This window comes from Sphingomonas sorbitolis (assembly GCF_036663875.1).
Taxonomy (GTDB): Bacteria; Pseudomonadota; Alphaproteobacteria; order Sphingomonadales; family Sphingomonadaceae; genus Sphingomonas.
The window spans coordinates 473073-499457 of record NZ_JAXOJS010000005.1 but is presented as its reverse complement, the minus strand read 5'-3'; the positions used below and the strand labels follow the sequence as shown (position 1 = coordinate 499457).

Sequence of the window (26385 nt, the reverse complement as noted above, 5' to 3'; positions counted from 1 at the left end):
CGCCCCTCCAAAACCGTCACCCCAGCGAAAGCTGGGGTATCGTCGTTGGCGGACGCTCCGACCCGGAACGGGGAGATCCCAGCTTTCGCTGGGATGACGGTGGGAGAGACGGTCAGCCGGCGAACGCTGGAATGACGGTGAGGGCAGTCAGACCCGTCGGCGATCGAGTCCCCACGACAGCGCCCAGATCGCAAACCCGCCAAGCGCCAACGCCGTCCCGACCCAGCCGGTCGACGGCAACCCATACCCGCTCGCAATCGCCAGCCCGCCAAGCCAAGGCCCAAGCGCATTGGCCGTATTGAATGCGGAGTGATTGAGTGCGGCCGCCAACGTCTGCGCCTCCTCAGCAACATCCATCAGCCGGGTCTGGAGGATCGTCGACAACCCGCCGCCGCACCCGATCAGCACCACTACCGGCAACATCGCCCAGAGATGCGGCGTCGCCGGCGCGTAGAGCGCGAGCGCGCCTGCCCCGAACAGCAACGTGATCCCCGCCGCCGGCATCAACGCCACGTCCGCCGCCTTTGCGCAGACCAGCGTCCCGATCGTCATCCCCACCCCGAACAGCGCGAACGCGACCGGCGTGAACGCGGACGACACGCCTGTCACTTCGGTCAGCGTCGAGGCGAGGTAGGTATAGACGCAGAAGATCCCGCCAAATCCGACCGCGCCGATCGCCAGCGTCAGCCACACCTGCCCGTTACGCAGCGCCGCCAGTTCACCGAGCGGACTCGCATCCTTCGCCGGGCGCAGCACGGGCGCGAATTTCAGCAGCATCACCACCGTCGTCGCGGCGATAATCGCGACGATCCCGAAGCCCCAGCGCCAGCCGAACCACTGGCCAATCCCGTTCGCCAACGGCACGCCCGCGATCGTCGCGATCGTCAGCCCCAGCATCATCCGCGATACCGCGCGCGACCGCTTCTCGCGCGGCACCATCGACGCCGCGACCAGCGATCCGACCCCGAAATACGCGCCGTGCGGCAGCCCGCTCAGGAACCGCGCCAGCAGCATCAGATGATAGGTCGGCGCGAGTGCGGACAGCCCGTTGGCGATCCCGAGAAACGTCATCAACCCGATCAGCAACACCCGCCGCTCGATCTTCGCCGCCAGCACCGCGATCGTCGGCGCACCGACGACCACGCCAAGCGCATAGGCGCTGATGACGTGCCCCGCGGTCGGCTCGTCGATCCCAAGTCCCCGCGCGAACTGCGGTAGCAGGCTCATCGCGGCGAACTCGGTGGTCCCGATCGCGAAGCCACCCACTGCAAGCGCAAGCAGCGCCAACCGCGCGTTGACAGGCGGCGCAGACGAGGTGGTTTGGTCGGTATCGATCATCCGGTTTATTTCGCAGGTGCAGCATAAAGCTTCAACCCGCGGACACCCGATCAAATGTCAGCCGCACCCTAGCCCATGTTCGCCGACACCCGGCTTGGTCAGACCGCGCCCTCGATCGGCGCGGTCATGATCACCCGCAGCCCGGGCATGTTGTCGTCATGCTCGATCGTGCCCGAGAGACCGGCGACGATCGCATTCATCATCCGGCTGCCGAAGCCCTCCCGCGTGCCGACCTTGCCCGACCCCTCGTCCGCGACGATCAGGCGAAGACGGTTGCGATGCTGTTCGAGCGCGATCAGGATCGGGCCCGGACGCCCGCCATAGGCATATTTGCTGGCGTTTATGACGAGCTCGGTCAGTACCAGCCCGATGTTCACGGCGCGATCGGTCGGCACCAGGATCGGCGCGAGATCGAGCCGCATGTGCGCCGCCCAGTCCGCGCCGAGCGAGGTCTTCATGTCGCCGGCCAGCTCCTCGAGATAGCGCGACAGATCGACCGACTCGACCTGGTCGTCGCGGTACAGCCGGCGGTGCACCAGCGCGACCGCGGAAAGCCGCGCCTGCGCTTCGGCGAGATGCTCCTTCACCTTGGCATCGTCGGACGCCTTGGCCTGGAGCGACAGGAACGCGGCGACCAGCTGGAGGCTGTTCTGGACGCGGTGATTGACCTCCTTCATCAGGACGTCCTTCTGCGCGATCAGCACGTCCTTGTCGGCCAGCGTGCGCTGCATATCGGCATTGAGCAGGCGGAGCCGCTGGTTGATATGCGCGTCGTGAAACGCGCGGCGCAGGCGATGCGCGGCCTCGATCTCCTCAAGCGTCCAGCGCCGCGACCGTCCGGACACGATCTGCGTCCAGGACTCGAACGAGGTGCGCGGAGTCAGCACCGCAGTCGGATCGAGCGAGACCGCCTTGTGCGGATTGCCCGCCCATTCGACCTCCTCGGCCTGTTCGGCGCGGAACCAGAACAGCATCGCACCATCGTCGATCAGCGGCATCGCGAGCACCCCGCTGGCGCAGGCGCGATAGGCCTCCGCACGCGGCAGCAACGCGGGGAGTTCGTGCGTCGCCAGCGGCTCGATCCCGCTGCGCGCGCAGACCCAGGCGGCGAGGTCGCGAATCTCGTCATGCGCCGGGCAGACCCCGTCGGTGTCGACGATCGTCCCCTGCACGAACGCGAACCCGTCGGCGTCGAGCATCCGCCGCAGGTCGTCGCGCAGCGCCACGACGATGCTGCGCGGCGCCGGTTCGGTGGCGAGCTTGGCGATCACCGCATCCTCGGCACCGCGTAAACGCAGGCGTTCGCGGTAGATCTCGGCCTCTTCCTTCGCACGGATCTGACGCGCGAGACCGCTGGCCAGCGTTGCCGACGCGGCGCGGATGTCGGGGCTCAATCCCCGCGGCGTAGCATGATGGCAGGCGATCAGGCCCCACAGCAGCCCATCCTTGACGATCGAAATCGACGCCGACGCCGCGACCTCCATGTTGGCGAGATAGCGCAGGTGGATCGGCGACACGCTGCGCACCGTCACGTCGCTGAGGTCGAGCGTCTCGAACCCGGCAGGACGCAGCACCGCGGGCGTATAGGCGATCGTCGGGATAGTCCGCGTGCGGTTGCGAACGTACAGCGCGCGCGCCTGCCGCGGGATATCCGATGCCGGGAAATGATGATTGAGGAACGTGCCGAGACCGACCGCCTTGTCCTCCGCCACGACGCGCCCCGCGTCGTCGTCGAGGAAGCGATAGATCATGACGCGGTCGAACCAGGTAAGCTGGCGAAACGCGATCGCGGCGCGGTCGCACAGCGTGCTTAGATCGGTCGCGCGCTCGAACATCGTGATCATAGGATTGAGACGACCGAGCATCTGCGTGGCGGTCATCGGTGCGGCCTCGACCGGCTCGAGCTCGGCCAGCAGATAGTCGCCGCTGCGGTGGATCGTGACCTCGAAACGTTCGGTGGATCCCATCACCGGATCGCCGACCAGCCCCCCCGGTCCCACGTCGTCCGTCGGCACGGCCTGCGCGAGGAGTTGGGAGAGGTCTGCGCCGAGCCACTCTACCGCCAGCCGACCCTCGATATTACCCGCCCCCGCGACGATCTTCAGCGACGCCGGATCAGCGACCAGCAGCAGCCCGTGCGGCTGGATCGACCCCGGAATGTGGATCAGCTCGCGGTCGCACGCGGTCAGGTCCAGCCCGCTGTCCTGGGTCTGCGCCTGATCGAGCGCAGTAGCGTCTACATCGTTCTGCGCAGTCATCGGCCAAGGCCCCCTTGTCAGCAAAACCGCTGTGGCGGTCATTGCGGAACAAAGCAAATACCCTCGCAGTGAGCCTATTGATCAGGATCAGGACGGCGGCGCGGACTCGGCATAGCGCCGCGCGATTATGGCACAGGCGATCAGCTGCAATTGGTGGAACAGCATGACCGGCAGCAGGATCACGCCGACCTGCGCGGGCGGGAACAGCACGCCCGCCATCGGCACGCCCGATGCAAGGCTCTTCTTCGACCCGCAGAATTGCAGCACGATCGCATCCTCGCGGGGCAGCTTCATCAGGCGGGCAACGGCAAACGTCAGCCCGAGCACGAAGGCGAGCAGCGCGGCGCACAGCAGTCCGATCAAGATCAGGTCGCCGAGCGACAATTTGGTCCAGAGGCCTTCCACCACCGCGGCACCGAACGCGCTGTAGACGACCAGCAGGATCGAACCGCGATCGACCACCGTCAGCAGGCCCTTGTTGCGCGTCACCCAAATGCCGATCCACGGCCGCAACAGATGTCCTGCGACGAACGGCACCAGCAGTTGCAGCACGATCGCCTCGATACTCTCGATCGAGATCCCCCCGCTGCCCGAAGTGTTCATCAGCAGCGCGACCAGCGCGGGCGTCACGAGGATGCCGAGCAGGTTGGAGAACGACGCACTGCACACCGCCGCCGCGACATTGCCGCGCGCAATCGCGGTAAAGGCGATCGACGACTGCACGGTCGAGGGGAGCAGCGTCAGGAACAACAGCCCGGCGGCGAGCGGCCCCGTCACGAACGGCAACGCGGTCAACCCCAGCCCGAACAGCGGGAATGCGACGAAGGTGATGGCGAGCACCGCCAGATGCAGCTTCCAGTTGCGCAGGCCCGACAGAATCGCATCGCGCGACAGCTTGGCGCCGTGGAGGAAGAACAGCAGGACGATGCCGATATCGGCGGCGTAGCCGACGATCGTCGCCATCTCGCCGCGTGCCGGCAGCAGGCTCGCCAGTACCACGGTGCCGAGCAGCATCAGGATGAACGGCTCGAAGACCGCGAGGAACCGCCCGATCACGGGTGCGCCTTCACATAGGCGTCGAGCGTCGCGAGATGGCCGCTGAGCGCGTCGTCGTCGAGGAAGCTGCCGAGGAAGCTGTTGCGCGCGAGCGTCACGACCTGCTCGCGCGACAAATTCTTGGCGCGCGCGGTCTGACGGAAATTCTCGCCGATATAGCCGCCGAAATAGGCCGGATCGTCCGAATGGATCGTCGCGCGCAGCCCGAGATCGAGCATCCGGTCGATCGGATGGTTCTCCAGCTTGTCGACGTTGCGCAGCGCGACGTTCGACAACGGGCACACGGTGAGCGTCATCGCATCGCGTGCGAGGCGAGCGACCAGTGCCGGATCCTCCAGTGCGCGATTGCCGTGGTCGATCCTGTCCACCTGGAGGATGTCGAGCGCCTCGTGGATGTACGCGGGCGGGCCCTCCTCGCCAGCGTGCGCGCACAGCATCAGCCCGGCATCAGCCGACGCCGCGAACACGCGCGCGAATTTCGATGGCGGATGGCCGACTTCGGACGAATCGAGCCCGACGCCGATGAACTGGTCGAGCCACGGCTCCGCCTGCGCGAACGTCTTGAACGCGTCCTCCTCGTCGAGATGTCGCAGGAAGCTCATGATCAGCCCCACAGACATGCCGTGCTTCGCCTGCGCTTCGTCGATCCCCGCGAACAGCCCGCGCGCGACGACGTCGAACGGTATCCCGCGATGCGTGTGCGTCTGCGGGTCGAAGAAGATCTCGGCATGCACCACGCCGTCCTGCGCGACGCGGTCGAAATAGGCGACCGCCAGATCGCGGAAATCCTCTTCGGTCTGGAGCACCGCGGCCCCCGCGTAATAAATGTCGAGGAAGGTCTGGAGATTGGTGAAGCTGTACGCGGCGCGGACGTCTTCTACGCTCTTGAACGGGATTGCGACCTTGTTGCGTTCGGCCAGCGCGAACATGAGTTCGGGTTCCAGGCTGCCCTCGATATGGAGGTGGAGTTCGGCCTTTGGCAGGTTCGTGATGAAGTCGTCTGGCATGATCCGTCCTGTCGCTTGGGTCGCGTCGGCTGCAACCATTCCGCCCGCCGCGCACTACCGCAAGTGCGAAAGCCGTTGCATGACAATCCTGTCACGTTACCGAGCGCGTAAACCTACGCTAAGGACACCATCGATGCCCACAGGACTGGTCGCACTGCTCGACGACATCGCCGGGATCACCAAGCTCGCTGCCGCCAGCCTCGACGATATCGCTGCAACCACCGGCAAGGCAGGCAGCAAGGCGATCGGCGTGGTGGTCGACGATGCCGCGGTGACGCCGCGCTACATGGTCGGGTTCGAACCCAAGCGCGAACTGCCGATGATCGGGAAGATCGCGCTAGGGTCGTTCCGCAACAAGCTGGTCTTCATCCTCCCCGCGGCGCTGGCGTTGAGCGCGTTCGCACCGTGGCTGCTGACGCCGTTGCTGATGATCGGCGGCACCTATCTGTGCTTCGAGGGCGCGGAGAAGATCCTCGAGGCGTTCGGCGGCGGTCATGCCGAAGAGGTCGTCGAGGCGCCGGTCGATGCGGCGACGCTCGAAGCGCAGAAGGTCTCGGGCGCGATCCGCACCGACTTCATCCTGTCGGCCGAGATCATGGTGATCGCGCTGTCCGACGTGGCGACCAAGCCGATCTGGGAACAGGCGATCGTCCTGGCGCTGGTCGGGATCGTCATCACGATCGGCGTCTACGGCGTGGTCGCGCTGATCGTGAAGATGGACGATATCGGCCTGCATCTGGCGCAGCGCAGCAGCGCGGCGGTGCAGGCGATCGGCCGCGGGCTGGTGAAGGGCATGCCGCTGGTGATGTCGGCGCTGTCGGTGATCGGCACGGCAGCAATGGTATGGGTCGGCGGCCAGATCATCGTCCACGGGATCGAGGAGTTCGGGTTCACGACGCTCCCGCACTGGATCCACGACACCGCGGAGGCTGCTTCGCATGCGGTGCCGTTCGCCAAGGGCCCCGTGAACTGGGCGATGAACGCGTTCTTCTCGGGGATCGTCGGACTGATCCTGGGTGGTGCGATCGCGCTGGGTCTGCATGCGGTGAAAAAGCCCAAGGCACACTGAAGGACGGAGTGCCGATCGCTGCGGACCGTGTCGTGATGGGGCGCACCTTCCCATCTCGGTAAAGGACTGGACGGCTGCCCTTTATCGCGATTACACCTCGTGTCATCGTCTCTCAGCCGGAAGGCCCTTCCTTTGATCCGCAAGCTTCTCGTCGCATCCCTGCTCGCGTCCGCTGTTCCTGCGGTGGCGCAGGTTCCCGCCGGCAATACTGCGCCACAGCCGGTACCGTTCGTCGACACGATCCCCGACGCGGTCGACACGCCCTATCCGGGCACGCTGCTGCTCGACGTCGATGCGACCGATACCGAGCGCGGCATCTTCCGCGTCAAGCAGACGATCCCGGTCGCCAAGTCCGGGCCGATGGCGCTGCTGTATCCGAAATGGCTCCCCGGCGCGCATTCCCCCCGCGGCGAGATCGAGAAGCTCGCCGGCCTCGTGATCCGTGCGAACGGCAAGATCCTCCCCTGGACGCGCGATCCGGTCGACGTCTTCGCGTTCCATATCGACGTGCCGACGGGCGCGAAGAGCGTCGTTGCCGAGTTCCAGTTCATCTCCGCGACCAAGAGCGACCAGGGCCGCGTGGTGATGACCCCGACGATGATCAGCCTCGAGCCGAATCTCGTCAGCCTCTATCCGGCCGGCTATTTCACCCGCCAGATCCCGATCAAGATGACCGTCACCTACCCGACCGGCTGGACCGCGGCGGGCGCGGTGCCGGCGAAGGTATCGGGCTCGACCTACAGCTACGACACGACCAACTACGAGATTCTCGTCGATTCGCCGACGCTGGCGGGCAAATACGGCAAGGTCTGGCCGCTCTCCCCCCGCGTCGATCTCAACGTCTTCGCCGACAGCCCCGACCAGCTCGCCGCCAAGCCCGAGCAGATCGATGCGCACAAGCGCCTCGTCGACCAGGCGGTGAAGACGTTCGGCGCGCAGCATTACGATCATTACGAATTTCTGCTGTCGATCACCGATCAGCTCGGCGGGATCGGCTTGGAGCATCATCGCAGTTCCGAGAACGGCGTCCGTCCCGGCTATTTCACCGAATGGGAGACGGGGGCCGCCGCGCGGAACCTGTTGCCGCATGAATACACGCATAGCTGGGACGGCAAGTTCCGCCGCGGCGCCGACCTGTGGACGCCCGATTTCCGCACGCCGATGCGCGATTCGCTGTTGTGGGTCTACGAGGGCCAGACGCAGTTCTGGGGCTATGTGCTCCAGGCGCGCTCGGGGCTGGTCAGCAAGCAGGACACGCTCGACGGCTATGCCTCGATCCTCGGTATTTACGACACCGCGCCGGGCCGCCAGTGGCGTCCGCTGATCGACACGACGAATGATCCCGTCATCTCGGCGCGCAAGCCCAAGGGGTGGACGAGCTGGCAGCGGTCGGAGGATTACTACAACGAGGGCCTGATGGTCTGGATGGAGGTCGACGCGATGCTCCGCCAGAAGTCGAACGGCACCAAGTCGATCGACGATTTCGCGCGTGCCTTCTTCGGCGTTCGTGACGGCGACTATGGCGAGCTGACCTATACCTTCGCCGATGTTGCGAAGACGTTGAACGGGATCGTCCCCTATGACTGGGCGACGTTCCTGAACACGCGGCTGACCGAGACGGGCAAGCCGGCGCCGATCAACGGCTTTGCGATGAACGGCTACAAGCTGGTCTACGGCCCCGAGCAGAGCCCGTATCTGAAGCAGGCGGAGAAGACGCGCGGCACCGATGTCAGCTATTCGCTGGGCATGGTGATCAACAAGGACGGCGTGGTCACCTCGTCGATCTGGGACAGCCCCGCGTTCAAGGCGGGCCTCGACGTCGGCACCGAGATCGAAGCGGTCAACAGCGAGGCCTATTCGGCGGACCGGATCAAGGCGGCGATCGTCGCCGCGCAGGGAACGAAGCTACCGATTCGTCTCACTGTAAAGAACAATGACCGATTCCGTGACATCTCGCTCGATTACCACGACGGCCCGCGCTATCCGCGGCTTCAGAAGGTCGGTACAGGTGACGGTGGGCTCGACAAGCTGCTGACGCCGCGCTGACCAGCCACTGACTTACCGGTGCCGGTCGCTCCCCAGACGAGGAGCGCCGGCACCGTCATATTCTGAAAGGACCGCCATGCGTATCGATCTCATCCCGACCGGCAAGAACCCGCCCGAAGACCTCAACGTCATCATCGAAGTCCCGACCGGCGGCGAGCCCGTGAAGTACGAGTTCGACAAGGCCAGCGGCGCGCTGTTCGTCGATCGCATCCTGCACACGCCGATGCGCTATCCTGCGAACTACGGTTTCGTGCCGCACACGCTGAGCCCCGATGGCGATCCGCTCGACGCGCTGGTGATCGCACGCTCGCCGTTCATCCCAGGCTGCGTCGTCCGTGCGCGTCCGATCGCGGTGCTGAACCTCGAGGACGAAGCCGGCGGCGACGAGAAGCTGGTTTGCGTGCCCGTCGACGCGGTGTTCCCGTATTACGCCAACATCGGCGAGCGCGGCGACATGCCGGAAATCGTGTTCGAGCAGATCGAGCACTTCTTCACGCACTATAAGGACCTGGAAAAGACGAAGTGGGTCCGGGTCGGCAAGTGGGGCGATGCCGACGAAGCCAAGCGCGTCACGATCGAGGCGATCGAGCGCTACAACGCCGAGAAGGCCAAGGGCGAAGAGCCGATGAACGCGGACGACACCGCAGGGCGCTGATCGCATGACAACGGCGTCTCGTGCGTTCGATGGCATCCGCGTCCGCGCGGCGCAGATCGGACTATACGAGACGCCGATACTGCACGGGCGGCTGGCCGATGCGGATGCGCTGAACGCCGCGCTCCGGTCGGCGATCCTCGATCGTCACTCCGCCGCGCCCAGCCTCGCACGGTCCAATGTCGGTGGCTGGCATTCCGCCACCGACATGCTCGACTGGGGTGGACCGGCAGCAGCGGCGCTCGCCGATACCGCGGTGAAGATGGCGAAGCGCGCGTCGCATTTCGATGGGCGCGATGCGGCGACGGTCGAATGGACCGTCAAGATGTGGGCGAACGTCTCCCCGCCCGGCGCGCTCAACATGAGCCACGCGCATCCCGGCGTGCTGTGGGCCGCGGTCTATTATATCGACATGGGAGTCCCGCCCTCGGAAGGCGAAGCGGGCGGCGAGCTGTTCTTCGAGGACCCGCGCTTTCCGGTGCCGTTCATGCGCCTGCCCGGCTTTCGGCTGCTCGGCATCGACGGCCAGCCGCAACCGGTCGAGCGCCGCCTGCCGACCGAGGCGGGTGATCTGGTCCTGTTCCCCGCCTGGCTCCGCCACGGCGTCCGCCCGCATCTCGGCACCCGCGACCGCATCTCGATCGCGATGAACATCGACGTGACAGGGTGAGATAGCAGGCAGATTAACCCGCGATCCGCCCTAGTCCTACCGCCCGGCCAGCTTCACCAGCGCATCCCCGGTCATCCGCTGGATCGTCCAGTCCTCCATCCCGACCGCGCCAACCTTCCGGTAGAACGCGATCGCATCGGCATTCCAGTCGAGCACCGACCATTCGAACCGCGCGCACCCGCGATCGAGCGCCACGCCTGCGAGATGCGACAGCAGCGCACCGCCGACCCCCTGCCCGCGCGCTTCCGGCGTCACGTACAGATCCTCGAGATACAGCCCGCGCTTGCCCGTCCAGGTCGAGAAATTGTGGAAGAACAGCGCGAACCCGAGCGGGCCATCGGCATTCTCCGCGATCAGAGCCTCCGCGGCAGGCCGCTCCCCGAACAGGGCTTCTTCTAGCATCGGCTCGGTAGCCTCGACCGCATCCGGCTCGCGCTCGAACGCGGCGAGTTCGCGGACGAAGCGCAGGATCGTGCCGACATCGGCCGGAGTCGCGGAACGGATATGGGTCATGCACTAGCCTCGATCGATGTCTGCGCGATGTCACGCCGCCGCGCCGCGTACAGGCACGCGACGACGATGATCGCCGCGCCAGCCAGCGTGAACGCCGATACCCGCTCGCCGAACACGAGAAAACCCAGCACTGCGGCATAGACGAACGAGGTGTATTCGGTGGTCGCGAGGAACCCGGTATCGCCGTGCGCATACGCCCAGCCGAGCAGCCACAGCGACGCGGTCGCGAGCCCCGCGGCCAGCACGAGCTTGGGCCATTGCACCGCCTCGGGGACCACCGCGAGCCAGGGCGCCGCGAGCGCCAATGTCGCGGTGATCACGAGCGCCTGGAAGAACGCGATCTCACCCGGCCGCGCCGCCTGGCTCTGCAGCCGCGCGATCACGAGGTTGACCGCATACAGCACCGCCGAGCCGAGGATCGCGAGCGTGCCATGAAACGTCTCTGGCCCCGGCACCTCGCGCCCCTGCCCGATCATTACCACCAGCACGCCGCCAAGTGCCGCGATCGATGCGACCAACGTCTTCCACCCGACCCGCTCGCCCAGCGTGGCGGCCGCGAGCAGCAAGGCGAGGATCGGCGCGATGTAGGTCAACGAAATCGCCTGCGCCATCGGTACGCGTGCCAGCCCCCAGAAGAACAGCACCGCCATCGCGGTCGTCACCAGTCCGCGCGCGAGATGCAGCTTGAGCGCGCGCCCGCTCGGTCGACCGCTATTCCCCAGCTTCCACGCGACCGCGCCGAGACCGACGCTGATCATCTGCCGCCACAGCAGCGCGTTATAGACGCCGATCGCCAGCACGAGCGACTTCATCACCGCATCCATCATGGAAAACAGGCCGATGCCGAGCGCGGCGACCGCGAAGGCCAGGGCGGGCGAAACGGTGCGCGAGGTCATCGGAACAGGTGGATATCCAGATCAAGACCGAGCGTCACCCAATCCTTGTCCGCAGTCCACAAGGTCGCGGCCTGATCGATCGCCAAGGCCAGGCAGACCCGGTCGGCAATCGACACGTTCTTGCCTTTGACGACGGGCCACAGATCTGCGGCGATCTTCGCCTGCGTTGTGGTGAAGGGCATGATCACGATCTCGAGACGATCGAGGTTCGCGATCACCGCATCGACGTCGGACACGATCTCGAACAGCTTGCTGCGAACCTCGACCAGATTGACGCTCGACAGCATAGCTCCACGCGCATGCTCGATCGCGACGTCGGCGCCGGGCTCGTTCTTCAGGATAGCCAATATGGTCGACGCGTCGAAAACGACGGTCACGCGGTGTGCCGCGTCCGCCAGTCCTCGATCTCGGCGTTTTCGCGGACCGCATCGGCGCGACGTTCCGCCAACAATTCGTCCACCAGATTACGATCGGCAGGCTTTGCCATCGATCGGAATTCGGACTGCACCTCGCGCACGACCTGCGCGTAGGTCTTCATCGTCAGGCCGCCGTCCGGGTTGAGTTCGATGACCAGCGAATCGCCATCTTCGATCCCCGCATCGCGACGCAGTTCGAGAGGCAGGGCGATCTGCCCACTGACGACTTTAGCGTGATAGGTCATGATCACCTCCAGCGAGGTGTGACCCTACCACGCCGCTTATTCCGCCGCCACCGGCACCAGTGCAGCCATCGCCTCGTCGGCCGCTTCGATCTCGGCGGCTTTCGCTTCGACCAACCGGACGATGTGGTCGACCATGTCGGCGTCCTGGACGTGGTGGTCGGTGACGCCCGACAGATACACCATGTGCTTGCCGTTGCCGCCGCCGGTGATGCCGATGTCGGTCTCGCGCGCCTCGCCCGGGCCGTTCACCACGCAGCCGAGCACCGACAACGACATCGGCGTGCGGATGTGCTGCAACCGCTCCTCCAGCGCCTGCACGGTGCGGATCACGTCGAAGCCCTGCCGTGCACACGACGGGCACGACACGACGCGGACACCGCGGTTGCGGATGCCGAGCGACTTGAGGATCTCGAAGCCGACGCGGACTTCCTCCTCTGGCTCGGCGGAGAGCGACACGCGGATGGTGTCGCCGATCCCGTACCAGAGCAGGCTGCCCATCCCGATCGCCGACTTCACCGTGCCGCCGACGAACCCGCCCGCCTCGGTGATGCCGAGATGCAGCGGGCAATCGACCTGCTCCGCGAGCTGCTGATACGCCGCGACCGCGAGAAACAGGTCGGACGCCTTCACCGCGACCTTGAACTCGTGAAAGTCGTGGTCCTGCAGCAGCTTGATGTGATCCATCGCCGACTCGACCAGCGCATCGGGGCAAGGCTCGCCGTATTTCTCGAGCAGGTGCCGCTCGAGCGAGCCGCCATTGACGCCGATCCGGATCGCGCAGCCATTGGACTTGGCCGCATCGACGACCTCCTTCACGCGCGACGCCGAGCCGATATTACCCGGATTGATCCGCAGGCAGGCCGCACCCGCATCCGCCGCTTCGAGCGCGCGCTTATAGTGGAAATGGATGTCCGCGACGATCGGCACGCGGCTCGCGCGGACGATCTGCTTCAGCGCGGCGGTCGATTCGACGTCGGGGCAGCTGACGCGGATGATGTCGACGCCCGCGTCTTCGCAGCGCCGGATCTGGTCGACCGTCGCGCGGACGTCGTCGGTCGGCGTGTTGGTCATCGTCTGCACGGTGACCGGCGCGTCGCCACCGACGGGGACGTTGCCGACCATGATCTGGCGGCTCTTGCGGCGGGTGATATCGCGCCAGGGACGAAGGGACATGGGGATTCCTCGGGAGTTCGAGGCCTATATAGCGACTTGCGCGCTGGAACGGAACATCGCTGGCCGGAGTAGCGAACGTCGGCCATAGCGGCGCACGGCTTTAGGAGCGAACGCGATGACCCTGTCCCTGTACGATGCGACGATTCCCTCGAACCTCCAGATTCTGCGTGCGGTCGACGCGCTGCTCGACAAGGCGGAAGCGTTCGCGGCCGAGAAGGGTATCGAACCCGCGACGCTGATCGATGCGAAGCTCGCCGACGACATGCTGCCGTTCGGCTATCAGGTGAAGTCGTGCGCCGCGCATTCGGTCGGCGGGATCGAGGGTGTCCGCTGCGGCACCTTCTCGCCCGATCGATCGGCTTGGCCGACCGACTTCGCGGGTCTCCACAGCGTGATACGCGATGCGATCGCCAAGCTGGAGGGGATCGACCGGGAGACGTTCGACGCGCTCGCCGACAACGACACGACCTTCGAGTTCGGCACGTTCTTCATGCCGTTCACCGGCGCGAACTTCCTGCTCTCGTTCTCGCAGCCCAACTTCTACTTCCACGCCAGCACCGCATACGCGATCCTCCGCGCGCAGGGCGTGCCGATCGGCAAGCGCGACTTCATGGGCACGCCGCGCATGAAGGCGTAAGCCAACTGGAACGCAGATACCCGGATTAAACGATCCTCCCCCGCCAGGGGGAGGTGGCACCGAAGGTGACGGAGGGGGCGGTAAGGGTAACCGCTGTTCCGTGTCCGCCCCCTCCGTCTGGCAAGCGCCAGACACCTCCCCCTTGCGGGGGAGGATTTCGGGGGGGATGCCTGTCCGTCCTGAACACCACACCACCCCTAGCGCGCTTGCGGCACCGCTCCCCGCCCCGTAGGGCCGCGCGATGACCCGGCATTACGGCATGGACTGGCTGCGGATCGGTGCGTTCGCGCTGCTGATCCTCTACCATATCGGCATGGTCTTCGTGCCGTGGAACTTCCATGTGAAGTCGCTCCATGTCGAGGACTGGGTGCGGCTGCCGATGCTGGCGAGCAATGCTTGGCGGCTGACGCTGCTGTTCGTCGTCTCGGGCTATGCCAGCCGCGCGCTGCTTGCCCGGTCGAGCGGCACGGCCGGGTTCTTTGCCAACCGCTGTTACCGCCTGCTAGTGCCGCTGCTGTTCGGCATGGCGGTGATCGTGCCGCCGCAACCCTGGGTCGAGCTGGTCACCAAGCACGCCTATGCCGGCAGCTATCTGACGTTCTGGAGCCATGACTATTTCCGCTTCGGCAAGCTCGCCGGGCTGTCGTTGCCGACCTGGAACCACCTCTGGTTCGTCGTCTACCTCTGGGTCTACACGAGCGTTTTGACGCTGGGGCTGGCCGTCGTCCGCGGCGACTGGCTTCAGCGCGCGTTCGACCGGGTCTTCGGCAGCTGGGCGGTGCTTGTCCTCCCCGTCGCGTGGCTCGTGTTCGTCCACGCCTGGTGGTTCCAGATGGCCGCGGAATCGCAAGCCCTGTTCGGCGACTGGGTCGCGCACGTCACCTATTTCCCTGCCTTCCTGTTCGGCTTCGGCCTCGCCCGTTCCGAGCCCGCAATGGCGGCGATCCCGCGCTGGTGGAAGGTCGGCGCGGCCGCCGCGGTGCTCGGCTATGGCGCGATCATCGGCGTCGAACTCGAATGGCCCGGCGACATCGTCGCGCCGCGCTGGATCTACCCCGGCTACGGCGTCGCCCACGCGCTCGAGCAATGGGGCGCGATCGTCGCGCTGATCGGAATCGCCGAGCGCCACTGGAACCGCGATCATCGCTGGCGCCGCGTACTGACTGAAGCGGTGTTCCCGTTCTACCTGATCCACCAGACGATCATCGTCATCGTGATGTACGCGCTGCTTCCCGCCGGCCTGCCGGGCTGGGCGGAGTTCGCGTGCCTGCTCGCCGCGACGACGATCGGCTGCATCGCCTTCTACTGGATCGGCCGCAGCATCGCGCCCTTACGTCCCCTCATCGGCCTTCGCGCCCTACCCTCGAAAGACTCAGCATGACCTGGACCCTCGTCATCCACGGCGGCGCCGGCAAACTCGACAGCGAAATGGTCTCGCCGGAGCAGGACGCGGGCGCGAGAGCCGGCCTGTCGCGCGCGCTCGACACGGGCTCGAAGGTGCTGGCGGACGGCGGCAGCGCGCTGGATGCGGTCGAAGCGGCGGTGCGTGTGCTGGAGGACGACCCGCACTTCAATTCGGGGCGCGGCGCGGTCTTCACGCATGACGGCACGCTGGAACTCGACGCCGCGATCATGGACGGCCGCACGCGGGCAGCCGGCGCGGTCGCCGCAGCGACCGCCACGCGCAACCCCGTCGGCCTGGCCCGCGCGATCCTCGACGACGGGCGGCACGTCTTCCTGGCCGGCAAAGGCGCGGATGCGTTCTCGCTCGAACGCGATCTTCCCCAAGCCGATGCCGCGTGGTTCGCCACCGACGAACGCCGCCGACAATTCGCCGAGTTCCAGGCCGATGGCGGCGGGTTCGACGTCGACATGAAATATGGCACCGTCGGCGCGGTCGCCTGCGACACGCACGGCCACGTCGCCGCCGCCACCTCGACCGGCGGCGTCACCGGCAAGCGCTGGGGCCGGATCGGCGATACGCCCGTGATCGGCGCGGGCACCTTCGCTGACGACCGCGCCTGTGCCGTGTCGTGCACCGGCTCGGGCGAGTTCTTCCTCCGCATCGGCGTCGGCCACGAAATCGCCGCGCGCGTCCGGCTGTCGGGCGAATCGTTGCAAGTCGCTGCCGACGCCGTCCTTGCCGAAGTGAAGGCACTAGGCGGCACCGGCGGCGTCATCGTCGCGGGACCGGACGGCGACATGGCGTGGGGTTTCAACACCGTCGGCATGTACCGCGGACGTGCGTCGTCCGAGGGTAGCCGGACGGTCGCGATCTACGCTAACGAGCCGGCATGAAGCGCTTTCTCCTCGCTGCGATCACCTCGCTCGGCCTCGCCTCCCCCGCCACCGCGTTCTGGGAGTACGGCCACCAGACCGTCGCACAGATCGCCTATGCCAACGTCACGCCCAAGACCAAGGCCGCGATCCGCAAACTGCTCGCGAAACAGGCGCTGCTCGACACGCCGGAATGTCCCGCCAGCACGATCGAGCAGGCGAGCGTCTGGGCGGATTGCATCAAGCCGCTCAAGACCGCCGACGGCAAGTCGCGTTTCGGGTTCGCGTACACGTGGCATTTCCAGGATGCCGACGTCTGCGCGCCGTTCGACCTGACGCCCGCGTGCAAGGACGGCAATTGCGTCTCGGTCCAGATCGATCGCGACGTGAAGATGCTGAGGGATCGCGCGACGTCGCCGAAGGACCGAGTGCAGGCGTTGGCGTTCCTGATCCACTTTGTCGGCGATTTGCACCAGCCGCTCCACGCGGGCGATCGTAACGACAAGGGCGGCAACGACGTGAAGGCGGACTACGGCATCTACGGCCCGGCGCGGTTCAACCTGCATTCGATCTGGGACGGGCCGCTCGCCGAGCGCGCGATCTCGACGCCGCCGTCGCTGGTGCGGCGCTATCCGGCAGCGGAGCGGGCTAAGATCGGGGCCGGGACGGTCGTCGACTGGAGTCGTGAGTCGTGGGAAGCCTCGCACAAGGCGTATGCGGCGGCGCTCGGCGGAGATGCGTGTGGTCCGGTGCCGGCGCGCGTGAAAATGGACGACGCGACAATTGCCAAGATGGTTCCGGTGTCGCGCGAGGAAATCCGCCGCGGGGGTATCCGCCTGGCAAAACTGCTCGACAAGGCGCTGGGGTAAAACCCCTCTCTCCGCCGGGGAGAGGGAGGGGCCCGCGGGCTCTTGCACGTGGGAGGGTAGGGGCGTGAGGCTCGCGACATGAATGCTCAAGCCTCGTCATCCTGACGAAAGTCAGGATCCAGAGCCAAGAACCTCACCGTGTGTTACTCTGGATCCTGACTTTCGTCAGGATGACGGAGCATGTGTGGCAGGTGCTGGCGTCCGATCGTCTTGCCAGCACACGCCACGACAAACCCTAGTTCAGCACCACCGTTACCGCGCGACGGTTCGCCGCCCAGCTCTGGTCGTCCGACCCCATCGCCACCGGGCGCTCCTTGCCATAGCTGATCGTCGTCATCCGCGACGACGACACGCCCTTTGCCGCGAGATAATTCTTCGTCGCGTTCGCACGACGATCGCCAAGCGCCAGATTATACTCACGCGTGCCACGCTCATCGGCATGGCCTTCGATCGTGATGCGCTGGTTCGGGAACTTGGCCAGCCACTGCGCCTGGCTGTCGAGGATCGCGCGTGCGGTCGGATCGATGTCGTACATGTCGAGCCCGAAATTCACCGTGTTCGAGCTGACCGAGCGCTGGAAGTCGGCATCCGACCCCGGCACGATCGCGCCGCCGACATTGCCGTTGTTCATGCCAGCATTGGGATCGACGGCAGCGTTGTTGTCGACCGGTGCCGGCGGCAACACGGCGGGACGCTTCTTCGCACAGCCCGAAACCGCGATCAGCGCGGTACACGCCAGCAAGATGTTGGAAAGCTTCGACATAGATAGTCTCCCGTAGAAAATCACGTTCCCCGTTATGCCCCCATAGCAGGTTTACGGGCGAAGCGGGCCCCAGGCCGGATCCGAGCCGTCGAGCGGCGTCGGGATCTTCCGCTCGTTGACGCCGGTCAGGTCGACCGACCAGAGGTCCGCCTTGCCGCCACTGCCGCGTCCCGAGCGATAGAAGTTGATCACGCGACCGTTCGGCGACCAGCTCGGCCCCTCGTCCTGCCAGTCGTTGGTCAGCAGTTTCTCGCCGCCGCCGCTCGGGCTCATGATGCCGATCCGGAAGCCGCCGCCGAGCTTGGTGAACGCGATCAGGTCGCCGCGGGGGCTCCACACCGGCGTCGCATAGCGACCACCGCCGAAGCTGATCCGCTGCTGGTTCGAGCCATCGGCGTTCATCACGTAGATCTGCTGTCCGCCCGAACGGTCGCTCTCGAACACGATCTTCGAGCCGTCCGGAGAATAGCTGCCGCCGGTGTCGATCCCCGGCGAATTGGTCAGGCGTTGCGGGGTCCCCCCCTGCGACGACACGCGGTAGACGTCGGTGTTGCCGCCCTGCGCCATCGAGAACAGGATGTTGCGCCCGTCCGGCGAAAAGCGCGGCGCAAACGTCAGGTTCGCGTTCGCGACTACCAGGCGCTGCTTGCCCGAACCGATGTCGTAGACATAGATCGCCGGGCGATTGTTGAGATAGCTCATATAGACGATCGACTGCTGGTTCGGCGCGAACCGTGGCGTCAGGACGATCGACTGGCCGTTCGTCAGGAAGCGGTGGTTGGCACCGTCCTGATCCATGATTGCGAGCCGCTTGATGCGGCGGCCCTTGGGGCCGGTCTCGGACACATAGACGACGCGGCTGTCGAAATACGCGCCCTCGCCGGTGAGGCGGGTGTAGACCATGTCGGCGCATTTATGCCCTGCGCGACGCCAGTCCGACGGCGGCACGACGAAGCCGGTGCGCGTCAGCTCCGCCTTGGACGACACGTCGTAGAGGTAGCAGCCGACGGTCAGGTTGCCGTCGCCGTTCGCGCGGATGAAGCCCTGCACGAGTGCCTGCGCGCCGGTGCTGCCCCAGTACTCGAACCCGGGTGCGGTGACTTCGGGGAAAGTGATTGGGCGGAGCTGGCCGGGGGAGAGCGGCGTGAACAGACCGGAATTGCGGAGATCGTTGGTGACGATATCGGCGAGCTGGCGGCCGAGCACGTCGGTCGAGCCTGCTGGCGTGGAGACGACCGCGGACGTCGGCATGACGGGAATCGCGATCGGCATCGGCGCGGAGATACCGCCGGTGACGTCGACCACGAGCCCGCCGGACTGATCGCCGGCCGCTGCCTGCGCTGCAGGATCGGCGGGAGCCTGTTGCGGTGCCGGCGCTGGTGCGTCTTGCGCATACGCTGCACTGCCGGAGACGAACGCGAGCAGCCCAACCGATGCAAGAATCGATCGAGTCATACGCCCACCTAACACCACCCCGGCGGAGGCCGGGGCCCAATTGAGGGACGCCGCTGAGGGACCGTTGCGCATCGTTACATCGACCTTCCCAATTGGGCCCCGGCCTTCGCCGGGGTGGTGTTTCTCAACTGGAAGCAGCTGGCGCGAAGGGAAAAACCCCAGGATCGATCGAGTCATAACGGACATCCTCAGCCGGGAAGTTTGTAGCGCAGGCTGAAATTGCTCCAGCCGTTCTGCACGTCATACAGGTCGTCGGGCAAACCGCGTAGCGGCGAACACCCGACGAAGGTCGCGATCGCCAGATCGTCGACGCGGTCGACATAGCGCCGGTTGTCGTCGTCGACCCCGGCATGACCGCTGATCGTCGGCCGCGACTTCAGCGTGCCGTCGCGGTTGAGCTTCAGGTTGATCGTCACGCGGATCCGCTCCGCGCCGGGTCCAGGCGTGACCTGCCGGTTGGCGCAAGGCTGTACCTGCCGCAGGATCGCCGAACCGATGTTGGCCGCCGCCTGCGCGCCGAGCTTGGCCGCCTTGGGGGCTTCCGACTTGCTCGGCGACGGATCGGCCGACAGCCCCTTCAGGAAATTGTCGCCGAGCCGCGAGCCACGCGGACGCGAGGTCTTTGCCTCCGCGGTCGAGCCGCTGCCCTTGGTCGAGGACGGTTTCGCAGGCTTGGCCGACGACGCGGACGACGTCTTGCCAGTAGTGGACGACGTCTTCGCCGGCGCAGTGCTCGGCTTGGCCGTAGCCTTGCTCGGCGCGGCCTTTGCCGGCGCTGCCTTCGCCGGAGCAGACTTGGTCGGCGGCGCCTTTTCGGGCTTGGGCTGCGGCTTCACGACAGGCTTCGCGACCGGGGCCGGCTTGGCGGCGGGCTTTGGTGGCGCGGGCTTGGGTTTGGGCTGCGGCTTGGGCGCCGGTTTCGGCGGCGCGGGCTTGGGCTGCGGCGCAGGCGGTGTCGGATCGGGCTTCGGCTCGGGTTCGGCCTCTTGCGGAGCGCGCGGCGCTGCATCCTCGGGCGCGCCCTCGTCCGGCGCGATCGATTGCGCGGGCGCTTCGGTCGATTGCGGCGCGGTCGCCTCCAGGGCGACGTCGGGTACCAGGCTCACGTCGATCGGCTGCTGCTGGATCTTCGGCGGTTCGGGCGTGCTGAGAAAGCCGAGCGACAGCAGGCCGAACAGCACGACATGCCCGACGACGGCAACGCCTAAGCCGATCTTCTCCGAGCGATCCATCAGGCCAGCGCCATCAGTTCTGATTACCCTCGACGGTCACCAGCGCAACGCGGTTCAACCCGGCGCGGTTGAGTTCGCCCATCACGCGCATCACGCGGCCGTAATCGAGCTTCCGATCCGCGCGCAGCAACACCTGGGGTTCGTCCCCCACCGCACGACTGGCGGCGATCGACGCGAGCCGGATCGGCAGCGCGTCATCGGTCACCTGATCCTTGTCGATGAACAGCGCGCCGGTGCCGTCCATCGAGATCTCGACGGGCTTCTGCTCCTGGTCGAGCGCTTTCGCGCGCGCGTCGGGCAGGTTCACTGGTACGCCCGCGGTCATCAACGGCGCGGTCACCATGAAGATGATCAGCAGCACCAGCATCACGTCGACCAGCGGCGTGACGTTGATATCCGCCATCGGCGCGCGGCGACCGCGGCCGCGGGAAGAGGGAAGGTTCATCGCCATCTCAAATCCTCCCCTGCAAGGGGAGGTGGCAGCCCGCAGGGCTGACGGAGGGGTGACGTGCTATCGAGAGGGTGTCACCCCTCCGTCTGGCTGCGCCAGCCACCTCCCCTTGCAGGGGAGGATTTTCCGGCCCCATCATCGCGAGCCGTCCAGTTGGCGCGACAGGGTCGTGTGGAAACCGTCGGCAAAGCGGTTCAGGCTCGCCTCGATCCGGTTGATACCGTGCGAAAACCGGTTGTACGCGATCACCGCGGGAATGGCCGCGAACAGGCCGATCGCGGTTGCGAACAGTGCCTCCGCGATCCCCGGCGCGACCACCGCGAGGGACGTGTTCTGCGCCGCCGCGATGCTGGTGAAGCTTCGCATGATTCCCCACACCGTGCCGAACAGCCCGACGAACGGCGCGACCGAGCCGACCGTCGCCAGTACGTTGAGCCGGTCCGACAGCTTGTCGATCTCGCCCGCGACCGCTGAGCCCATCGTCGTCGCGAGCCGCTCGCGCGTGCCGCTCTTGTCGATCGTGCCGCCTGCGGTCGAGCGCCGCCACTCGGTCACCCCGGCGGCGAACACGCGCGCCGACGGCAGGTCGTTCTCGCCCTCCGCCTTGTAGAAGACGTCGATATCCTCGGCCTTCCAGAAATCGCGCTCGAACCGCGTCATGCCTTTCCGCGTCTTGCCGATCCGCCGCCAGAACGCGACGATCAGCGCCCAGGTCCAGATGCTGGCGAGCAGCAGCCCGATCATCACGCCCTTCACCACCCAGTCGGCCTGGAGGAACAAGTGGATCGGCGACAGCGTCGCGCTATCCATAGTCAACACCGGATTCATGCTTCCCCCTGCCAGACAAGGCGTTCGTAGATATCGATCCAGGCACGCGGCTGGCGGCGTGGGCGGCCGTTAGAAGCGACCAATGCCGCCACCACGTCCGCCTCGGCCAAGACAAGCCCGTCGCGCATGACCCTTTGATGAATGGTGACCCCGGCCGAGCGGACACGGCGTATCCGCGAGACGACCAGCAAGGCGTCGTCGAGCTTCGCCGGCGCGGCATAGCGGATGGCGACGCTCGCAATTGCGTAGGAGCCCTCGCCCGCCTCGAACGTCGCGCGCTGGTCGATCCCGCCGACCCGCAGCATGTCCGACCGCGCGCGCTCCATGTAGCGCAGGTAATTGGCGTGGTAGACCGCACCCGACAGATCGGTGTCCTCGAAATAGACGCGCACCGGAAACCGGTGCTCGCGCCCTTCGAAGCGGCCTTCCGCCGGACGATCTGAAACCTCAGCCATTCCCGCGGCTGTTAACCCAGTCTTTGCAGGGAAGCCAACCATTGCCTGCAAGATCGCGCTGGGCGGCGCTTCGCGATGCGCCTAGCCTGGCGACATCCAACGCAGGAGACTCGCATGGCCGATCGTCCCACCAGCGGAATCACACCGTTCCTCGTCATTCGCGGACAACGCGGACGCGAGGCCCTCGCCTTCTACGAAACCGCGTTCGCCGCAACGCTCGTCGAGACGAACTTCGCGGACGACGGCGTCCAGCTGATGCAGGCGAGTCTGCGGATCAACGACGCCTGGCTGATGCTATCCGACGAGTTTCCCGAATGGCGTGGTCATGACGAACCCGAACCCGCCGGTATCACGCTGCACCTGCAGGTCGACGACACCGATGCCTGGGTGGATCGCGCAGTAGCAGCAGGAGCCGTCCTGACGATGCCGGTCGCCGACCAGTTCTGGGGCGATCGCTACGGCCAGGTGCGCGATCCGTTCGGCCATAGCTGGTCGATCGGAACGCCCATCAAGGCCTGACTACTGGAAGACGCCTCGCTTACTGAAAGACGCTGGCGTCGAGCTTCAGACGAGGCTGCGCGGGTGGCACCGGCTGCGAGATCGGCTGGAGACGCGCCTGCGTGATCGTCTGCACGGGCATGTTCGACGCATATTGGCGCGAGACGGCCAGCTGAGGCTGGACCGGACGCACGGTGCGGCCGCGCCACGCGTCGACCGCGCGGTAGAAATCGGTGAACGGGCGCTCGAGCACGGGCAGGTTCTGGGCGGCGAAGGCGGGCAATGCCTCGGCCGTCAGACCTGCGCTCTGCGCTAGGACGGCGCCCGCCGCGGCGCAGAATTCGTCGCGCGCTGGCGACTGCGAGAAGAAGTTGTACAGCCGCGTCATCGAATCGTCGTAGCGATCCTGCCAGTCGCCGCCGCCCGACTTGTATTCGCTGGCATAGGTCGCCTCGGCCTTGGCGAGCATCGGCTTCTGCGCCGACAGCAGAGCGTTGTAGCCCGCGACGATCACCACTTCCTGCGGCCCGCGGCACGCCAGCGCGGCGACGTTGAGCGCGGCGCGGAGATGCCAGACCTTGGCGGACGTCGTCAGGTTGCGATTGGGCGTCGGATAGGTGCCGTCGGCGAGGGCGACCGGAATGACGATCGTAGGCGACGCGCCCTTTGGCATCGTCGGCGCAGGCACCGGCACCATGATGACGGGCGGCGCGACCTGCGCCACGGTCCGCGGCTTCGACGTGCAGCCGGCCAGCAGGCCCAGCGCGGTAACGGACAGCAAAGCAAACCGACGACTCATCACAACACCTCGTAACGTCCCCCGACGGGACACTCTTGCCGGGATTAGGTTAACGAGACGTAAGCCGTACGCGCTTTGCGGCGAGTGGAGAGGGGGCGGGGTTGGGGGTGGTGGCGCTCGACTAGTCCACCCCGGCGGAGGCCGGGGCCCAATTGGAAAGGTAGCAGTAACGGAACGCCACGAGGATCAGCAACGTCCCCCAATTGGGCCCCGGCCTTCGCCGGGGTGGTGCTGATGAATGTCTAGGAGCGAGGCATGACCAAGCGTATTACACGCGTGCTCTGCAATCCTCCCCTGTTGGGGAGGTGGCTGGCGCTTGCCAGACGGAGGGGTGATGCCCTCTCGATAGCGGATCACCCCTCCGTCAGCCCAAGCGGGCTGCCACCTCCCCCGCCGGGGGAGAATCAGAAGTGTGTCAAACCGCGCGTGCATCGAGCGCCGCTGCCGCCTGCGCCATCAGGCCGCCGATGATGTCCGCCACCGGCTCCTCGCGCTTTACCATGCCGACCGACTGGCCCGCCATCACCGAGCCATGCTCGACGTCGCCGTCGATCACCGCACGACGCAGCGCACCCGCCCAGTAATGCTCGATCTGCAACTGCGCCTCGGCCATTTCCACGCGGCCACCGTCAAGATGCCCGGCAACCTCACGCTGCTTCGCCGTAAACAACTCGCTAGACGCGTTCTTCAGCGCACGCACCGGGATAACCGGAAGCCGCGCATCGATCTGCACGCTGGCGATCGCGTCGCGTGCCGAGGCGCGGATGAAGGCCTTCTTGAAATTGGCATGCGCGATCGATTCGGTTGCGCAGACGAACAGCGTGCCGAGCTGGACGCCCGCCGCACCCATGTCGAGATACCCCGCGATCGCCTCGCCGCGACCGATCCCGCCCGCGACGAACACCGGCACCTGCTCAGCGATCTCGGGCAGCATCTCCTGCGCGAGGACGCTGGTCGAGACCGGGCCTATATGGCCGCCGGCCTCCATCCCCTCGATCACCAGCGCATCGACACCGCTGCGAATCAACTTCTTCGCTAGCGCCAACGCGGGCGAGAATGCGATCAGTTTCGCGCCGGTTTCCTTGATCGCCTCGATGCTGCCCTTGGGCGGCAGGCCACCGGCGAGGACGACGTGGCCGACCTGATGCTTGGCGCAGACCGCGATCAGCTCGAACAGGTCGGGGTGCATCGTGATCAGGTTCACGCCGAACGGCTTGTCCGTCATCGCCTTGGTCGCGGCGATCTCGGTATCAAGCAGCGCGGGCGTCATCGCCCCGCACGCGATCACGCCGAACCCGCCCGCGTTCGAGATCGCCGACACGAGGTGCCGCTCGCTCACCCAGGACATCGCGCCGCCGAGAATCGCGACCTCCGACCCGAGGAACGCGGCGCCGCGCGCCATCCGGCGTTGCAGCCGCTCAGTACCGATCGTCATGCATCCATCCCCGTCGTCCCGGCGCCTGCCGGGATCATGTCGTTATGTATCAAGCTCAAGCCGCATCCTCGGCATCGAGGCCATACGCGGTGTGCAGCACGCGCACCGCCAGCTCGGTATAATCCTCTTCGATCAGCACGCTGACCTTGATTTCCGACGTCGCGATCGCCTGGATGTTGATCCCGCGCTCGCCGAGCGTCGTGAACATCGTCGCCGCGACACCCGCATGGCTGCGCATGCCGACACCAACGACCGACACCTTGGCGACGCGCGTGTCGTGGACGATCGTCGCATAGCCGATCGCGTCCTTCGCCTTGTCGAGCACGTCGAGCGAGCGCGCGAGATCGGCTGCCGGTACCGTGAACGTCACGTCGGTCGAGCCGGTCGAATGCGCGACGTTCTGCACGATCATGTCGACGTTGATCCCCGCGTCCGCGAGCGGCGCGAAGATCGCCGCGACCGAGCCGGGCCGATCGCTGACCTGCGTCAGGGTGATCTTCGCCTCGTTCTTGTCGTGCGCGATGCCGGTGATGAGCTGGCGTTCCATATCGTCGATTTCCTCTTCGCCCACGATCAACGTGCCGCGGTGACCATCATTGGTATCGCCGTCCTCGAACGAGGACAGCACGCGCACGCGCACGTTTTCCTTCATCGCCAGGCCGACAGACCGCGTCTGCAACACCTTGGCACCGACGCTGGCGAGTTCCAGCATCTCTTCATACGTGACCTTGCTCAGTTTCCGCGCGCGGGGCACGATCCTGGGGTCGGTCGTGTAGACGCCGTCGACGTCGGTATAGATGTCGCAGCGATCGGCCTTCATCGCCGCCGCCATCGCCACCGCCGACGTATCCGACCCGCCGCGACCTAACGTCGTGACGCGCTGCCCGTCCGCGACGCCCTGGAAACCCGGGATCACGGCGACGACGCCGTCCGCGAGGCTCGCGTCGAGCGCGGCCGTGTCGATCTCGCCGATGCGCGCCGATCCGTGCGCGTCCGAGGTGTTGATCGGCAACTGCCAACCAAGCCAGGACCGCGCCTTGCACCCGGCCGCCTGCAGAGCGATCGCGAGCAAGCCGCTCGTGATCTGCTCGCCGGCCGAGACGACGACGTCATATTCCTTCGCGTCGTACAGCGACGACGCCTCGCGGCAGAAACCGACCAGCCGATCGGTCTCGCCCGCCATCGCGGAAACGACGACGGCGACCTGGTTGCCGGCGTCGACTTCGCGCTTCACGCGCGCGGCGACGTTGCGGATACGCTCGATCCCAGCCATCGACGTCCCGCCGAATTTCATCACGATACGGGCCATTGGCAGCGCAAATCCCTTTGGGTCGAAGCGGCGGCCCT

27 protein-coding genes are annotated in these 26385 nt (G+C 66.3%); 9 read left to right on the top strand and 18 right to left on the bottom strand.

Annotation, left to right across the window (positions count from 1 at the left end; translation table 11 throughout):
• Nucleotides 1-147: 147 nt before the first annotated feature.
• The 4 genes from U1763_RS17275 to U1763_RS17260 all read right to left on the bottom strand — a co-directional run bounded on the left by U1763_RS17275 (nucleotide 148) and on the right by U1763_RS17260 (nucleotide 5659).
• Complete coding sequence (locus tag U1763_RS17275) at nucleotides 148-1338, bottom strand: MFS transporter (protein WP_332756163.1); 1191 nt, start codon at nucleotides 1336-1338, stop codon at nucleotides 148-150.
• Nucleotides 1339-1436: 98 nt separating this feature from the next.
• Complete coding sequence (locus U1763_RS17270) at nucleotides 1437-3596, bottom strand: histidine kinase dimerization/phosphoacceptor domain -containing protein (protein ID WP_332756162.1); 2160 nt, start codon at nucleotides 3594-3596, stop codon at nucleotides 1437-1439.
• An 87-nt stretch (nucleotides 3597-3683) separates the two neighbouring features.
• A complete protein-coding gene (locus tag U1763_RS17265) occupies nucleotides 3684-4649 on the bottom strand; it encodes a bile acid:sodium symporter family protein (protein ID WP_443026938.1) in 966 nt (321 codons plus the stop codon).
• Nucleotides 4649-5659, bottom strand: a complete 1011-nt coding sequence (locus tag U1763_RS17260) for an adenosine deaminase (RefSeq protein WP_332756160.1) — start codon at nucleotides 5657-5659, stop codon at nucleotides 4649-4651. Before U1763_RS17260 ends, U1763_RS17265 begins: the two co-directional genes overlap by 1 nt.
• A gap of 133 nt (nucleotides 5660-5792) precedes the next feature.
• Between U1763_RS17260 and U1763_RS17255 the strand changes: the two genes are divergently transcribed.
• The 4 genes from U1763_RS17255 (at nucleotide 5793) to U1763_RS17240 (ending at nucleotide 10096) form a co-directional block, all read left to right on the top strand.
• Complete coding sequence (locus U1763_RS17255) at nucleotides 5793-6728, top strand: DUF808 domain-containing protein (protein ID WP_277983117.1); 936 nt, start codon at nucleotides 5793-5795, stop codon at nucleotides 6726-6728.
• 132 nt (nucleotides 6729-6860) lie between these two features.
• Entirely contained in the window at nucleotides 6861-8774 is a 1914-nt protein-coding gene (locus U1763_RS17250; RefSeq protein ID WP_332756159.1) for a M61 family metallopeptidase, read from the top strand.
• A 76-nt stretch (nucleotides 8775-8850) separates the two neighbouring features.
• Nucleotides 8851-9429: an inorganic diphosphatase gene (ppa, locus tag U1763_RS17245; protein ID WP_132895682.1), complete on the top strand. Its 579-nt coding sequence runs from the start codon at nucleotides 8851-8853 to the stop codon at nucleotides 9427-9429.
• Between the two features lie 4 nt (nucleotides 9430-9433).
• Nucleotides 9434-10096, top strand: coding sequence for a TIGR02466 family protein (locus tag U1763_RS17240; protein WP_332756158.1), 663 nt, complete (start codon nucleotides 9434-9436; stop codon nucleotides 10094-10096).
• 36 nt (nucleotides 10097-10132) lie between these two features.
• Here U1763_RS17240 and U1763_RS17235 read toward each other — a convergent pair whose 3' ends face one another.
• Genes U1763_RS17235 through ispG form a run of 5 tightly spaced genes read right to left on the bottom strand, consistent with a single transcriptional unit; the run spans nucleotide 10133 to nucleotide 13339 of the window.
• Nucleotides 10133-10609, bottom strand: a complete 477-nt coding sequence (locus U1763_RS17235) for a GNAT family N-acetyltransferase (RefSeq protein WP_332756157.1) — start codon at nucleotides 10607-10609, stop codon at nucleotides 10133-10135.
• Nucleotides 10606-11505: a DMT family transporter gene (locus U1763_RS17230; protein WP_332756156.1), complete on the bottom strand. Its 900-nt coding sequence runs from the start codon at nucleotides 11503-11505 to the stop codon at nucleotides 10606-10608. Before U1763_RS17230 ends, U1763_RS17235 begins: the two co-directional genes overlap by 4 nt.
• Nucleotides 11502-11882 (bottom strand): type II toxin-antitoxin system VapC family toxin, encoded by a 381-nt coding sequence (locus tag U1763_RS17225; RefSeq protein WP_332756155.1) that lies wholly within the window; start codon nucleotides 11880-11882, stop codon nucleotides 11502-11504. The genes U1763_RS17230 and U1763_RS17225 overlap by 4 nt, the downstream gene beginning before the upstream one ends.
• Entirely contained in the window at nucleotides 11879-12166 is a 288-nt protein-coding gene (locus U1763_RS17220; protein ID WP_332756154.1) for an AbrB/MazE/SpoVT family DNA-binding domain-containing protein, read from the bottom strand. The genes U1763_RS17225 and U1763_RS17220 overlap by 4 nt, the downstream gene beginning before the upstream one ends.
• A 36-nt stretch (nucleotides 12167-12202) precedes the next feature.
• On the bottom strand, nucleotides 12203-13339 hold the full coding sequence (gene ispG / locus U1763_RS17215) for a flavodoxin-dependent (E)-4-hydroxy-3-methylbut-2-enyl-diphosphate synthase (RefSeq protein ID WP_332756153.1): 1137 nt from the start codon (nucleotides 13337-13339) through the stop codon (nucleotides 12203-12205).
• Nucleotides 13340-13454: 115 nt separating this feature from the next.
• Between ispG and U1763_RS17210 the strand changes: the two genes are divergently transcribed.
• The 4 genes from U1763_RS17210 (at nucleotide 13455) to U1763_RS17195 (ending at nucleotide 17122) form a co-directional block, all read left to right on the top strand.
• Nucleotides 13455-13976 carry a DUF1993 domain-containing protein gene (locus U1763_RS17210; protein WP_332756152.1) on the top strand — a complete coding sequence of 174 codons (522 nt, stop codon included), beginning with the start codon at nucleotides 13455-13457 and terminating at the stop codon, nucleotides 13974-13976.
• A 241-nt stretch (nucleotides 13977-14217) separates the two neighbouring features.
• A complete protein-coding gene (locus U1763_RS17205; RefSeq protein WP_332756151.1) occupies nucleotides 14218-15357 on the top strand; it encodes an acyltransferase family protein in 1140 nt (379 codons plus the stop codon).
• Entirely contained in the window at nucleotides 15354-16274 is a 921-nt protein-coding gene (locus U1763_RS17200) for an isoaspartyl peptidase/L-asparaginase family protein (RefSeq protein WP_132734598.1), read from the top strand. The genes U1763_RS17205 and U1763_RS17200 overlap by 4 nt, the downstream gene beginning before the upstream one ends.
• Nucleotides 16271-17122 carry a S1/P1 nuclease gene (locus tag U1763_RS17195; RefSeq protein ID WP_332756150.1) on the top strand — a complete coding sequence of 284 codons (852 nt, stop codon included), beginning with the start codon at nucleotides 16271-16273 and terminating at the stop codon, nucleotides 17120-17122. Before U1763_RS17200 ends, U1763_RS17195 begins: the two co-directional genes overlap by 4 nt.
• Before the next feature lie 235 nt (nucleotides 17123-17357).
• Here the strand turns inward: U1763_RS17195 and pal are convergent, their stop codons facing one another.
• The 6 genes from pal to U1763_RS17165 form a co-directional block, all read right to left on the bottom strand.
• A complete protein-coding gene (gene pal / locus U1763_RS17190) occupies nucleotides 17358-17885 on the bottom strand; it encodes a peptidoglycan-associated lipoprotein Pal (protein WP_132734603.1) in 528 nt (175 codons plus the stop codon).
• 51 nt (nucleotides 17886-17936) lie between these two features.
• On the bottom strand, nucleotides 17937-19340 hold the full coding sequence (gene tolB / locus U1763_RS17185) for a Tol-Pal system beta propeller repeat protein TolB (RefSeq protein WP_332756149.1): 1404 nt from the start codon (nucleotides 19338-19340) through the stop codon (nucleotides 17937-17939).
• 188 nt (nucleotides 19341-19528) lie between these two features.
• Nucleotides 19529-20572 carry a cell envelope integrity protein TolA gene (tolA, locus tag U1763_RS17180; protein WP_332756148.1) on the bottom strand — a complete coding sequence of 348 codons (1044 nt, stop codon included), beginning with the start codon at nucleotides 20570-20572 and terminating at the stop codon, nucleotides 19529-19531.
• A gap of 13 nt (nucleotides 20573-20585) precedes the next feature.
• The gene (gene tolR, locus U1763_RS17175) at nucleotides 20586-21023 is read right to left on the bottom strand and encodes a protein TolR (protein WP_307087538.1); all 438 of its coding nucleotides are present in this window, start codon (nucleotides 21021-21023) and stop codon (nucleotides 20586-20588) included.
• Nucleotides 21024-21158: 135 nt separating this feature from the next.
• Nucleotides 21159-21851, bottom strand: a complete 693-nt coding sequence (gene tolQ, locus U1763_RS17170; protein ID WP_332756147.1) for a protein TolQ — start codon at nucleotides 21849-21851, stop codon at nucleotides 21159-21161.
• On the bottom strand, nucleotides 21848-22306 hold the full coding sequence (locus tag U1763_RS17165) for a YbgC/FadM family acyl-CoA thioesterase (protein ID WP_332756146.1): 459 nt from the start codon (nucleotides 22304-22306) through the stop codon (nucleotides 21848-21850). The genes tolQ and U1763_RS17165 overlap by 4 nt, the downstream gene beginning before the upstream one ends.
• A 114-nt stretch (nucleotides 22307-22420) precedes the next feature.
• Between U1763_RS17165 and U1763_RS17160 the strand changes: the two genes are divergently transcribed.
• The gene (locus U1763_RS17160; protein WP_332756145.1) at nucleotides 22421-22825 is read left to right on the top strand and encodes a VOC family protein; all 405 of its coding nucleotides are present in this window, start codon (nucleotides 22421-22423) and stop codon (nucleotides 22823-22825) included.
• 19 nt (nucleotides 22826-22844) lie between these two features.
• Here U1763_RS17160 and U1763_RS17155 read toward each other — a convergent pair whose 3' ends face one another.
• The 3 genes from U1763_RS17155 to U1763_RS17145 all read right to left on the bottom strand — a co-directional run bounded on the left by U1763_RS17155 (nucleotide 22845) and on the right by U1763_RS17145 (nucleotide 26347).
• A complete protein-coding gene (locus U1763_RS17155) occupies nucleotides 22845-23603 on the bottom strand; it encodes a hypothetical protein (RefSeq protein WP_332756144.1) in 759 nt (252 codons plus the stop codon).
• A 415-nt stretch (nucleotides 23604-24018) separates the two neighbouring features.
• On the bottom strand, nucleotides 24019-25038 hold the full coding sequence (locus U1763_RS17150; protein WP_332756143.1) for an NAD(P)H-dependent flavin oxidoreductase: 1020 nt from the start codon (nucleotides 25036-25038) through the stop codon (nucleotides 24019-24021).
• Between the two features lie 55 nt (nucleotides 25039-25093).
• Nucleotides 25094-26347, bottom strand: coding sequence for an aspartate kinase (locus tag U1763_RS17145; protein WP_120301595.1), 1254 nt, complete (start codon nucleotides 26345-26347; stop codon nucleotides 25094-25096).
• Nucleotides 26348-26385: the final 38 nt, after the last annotated feature.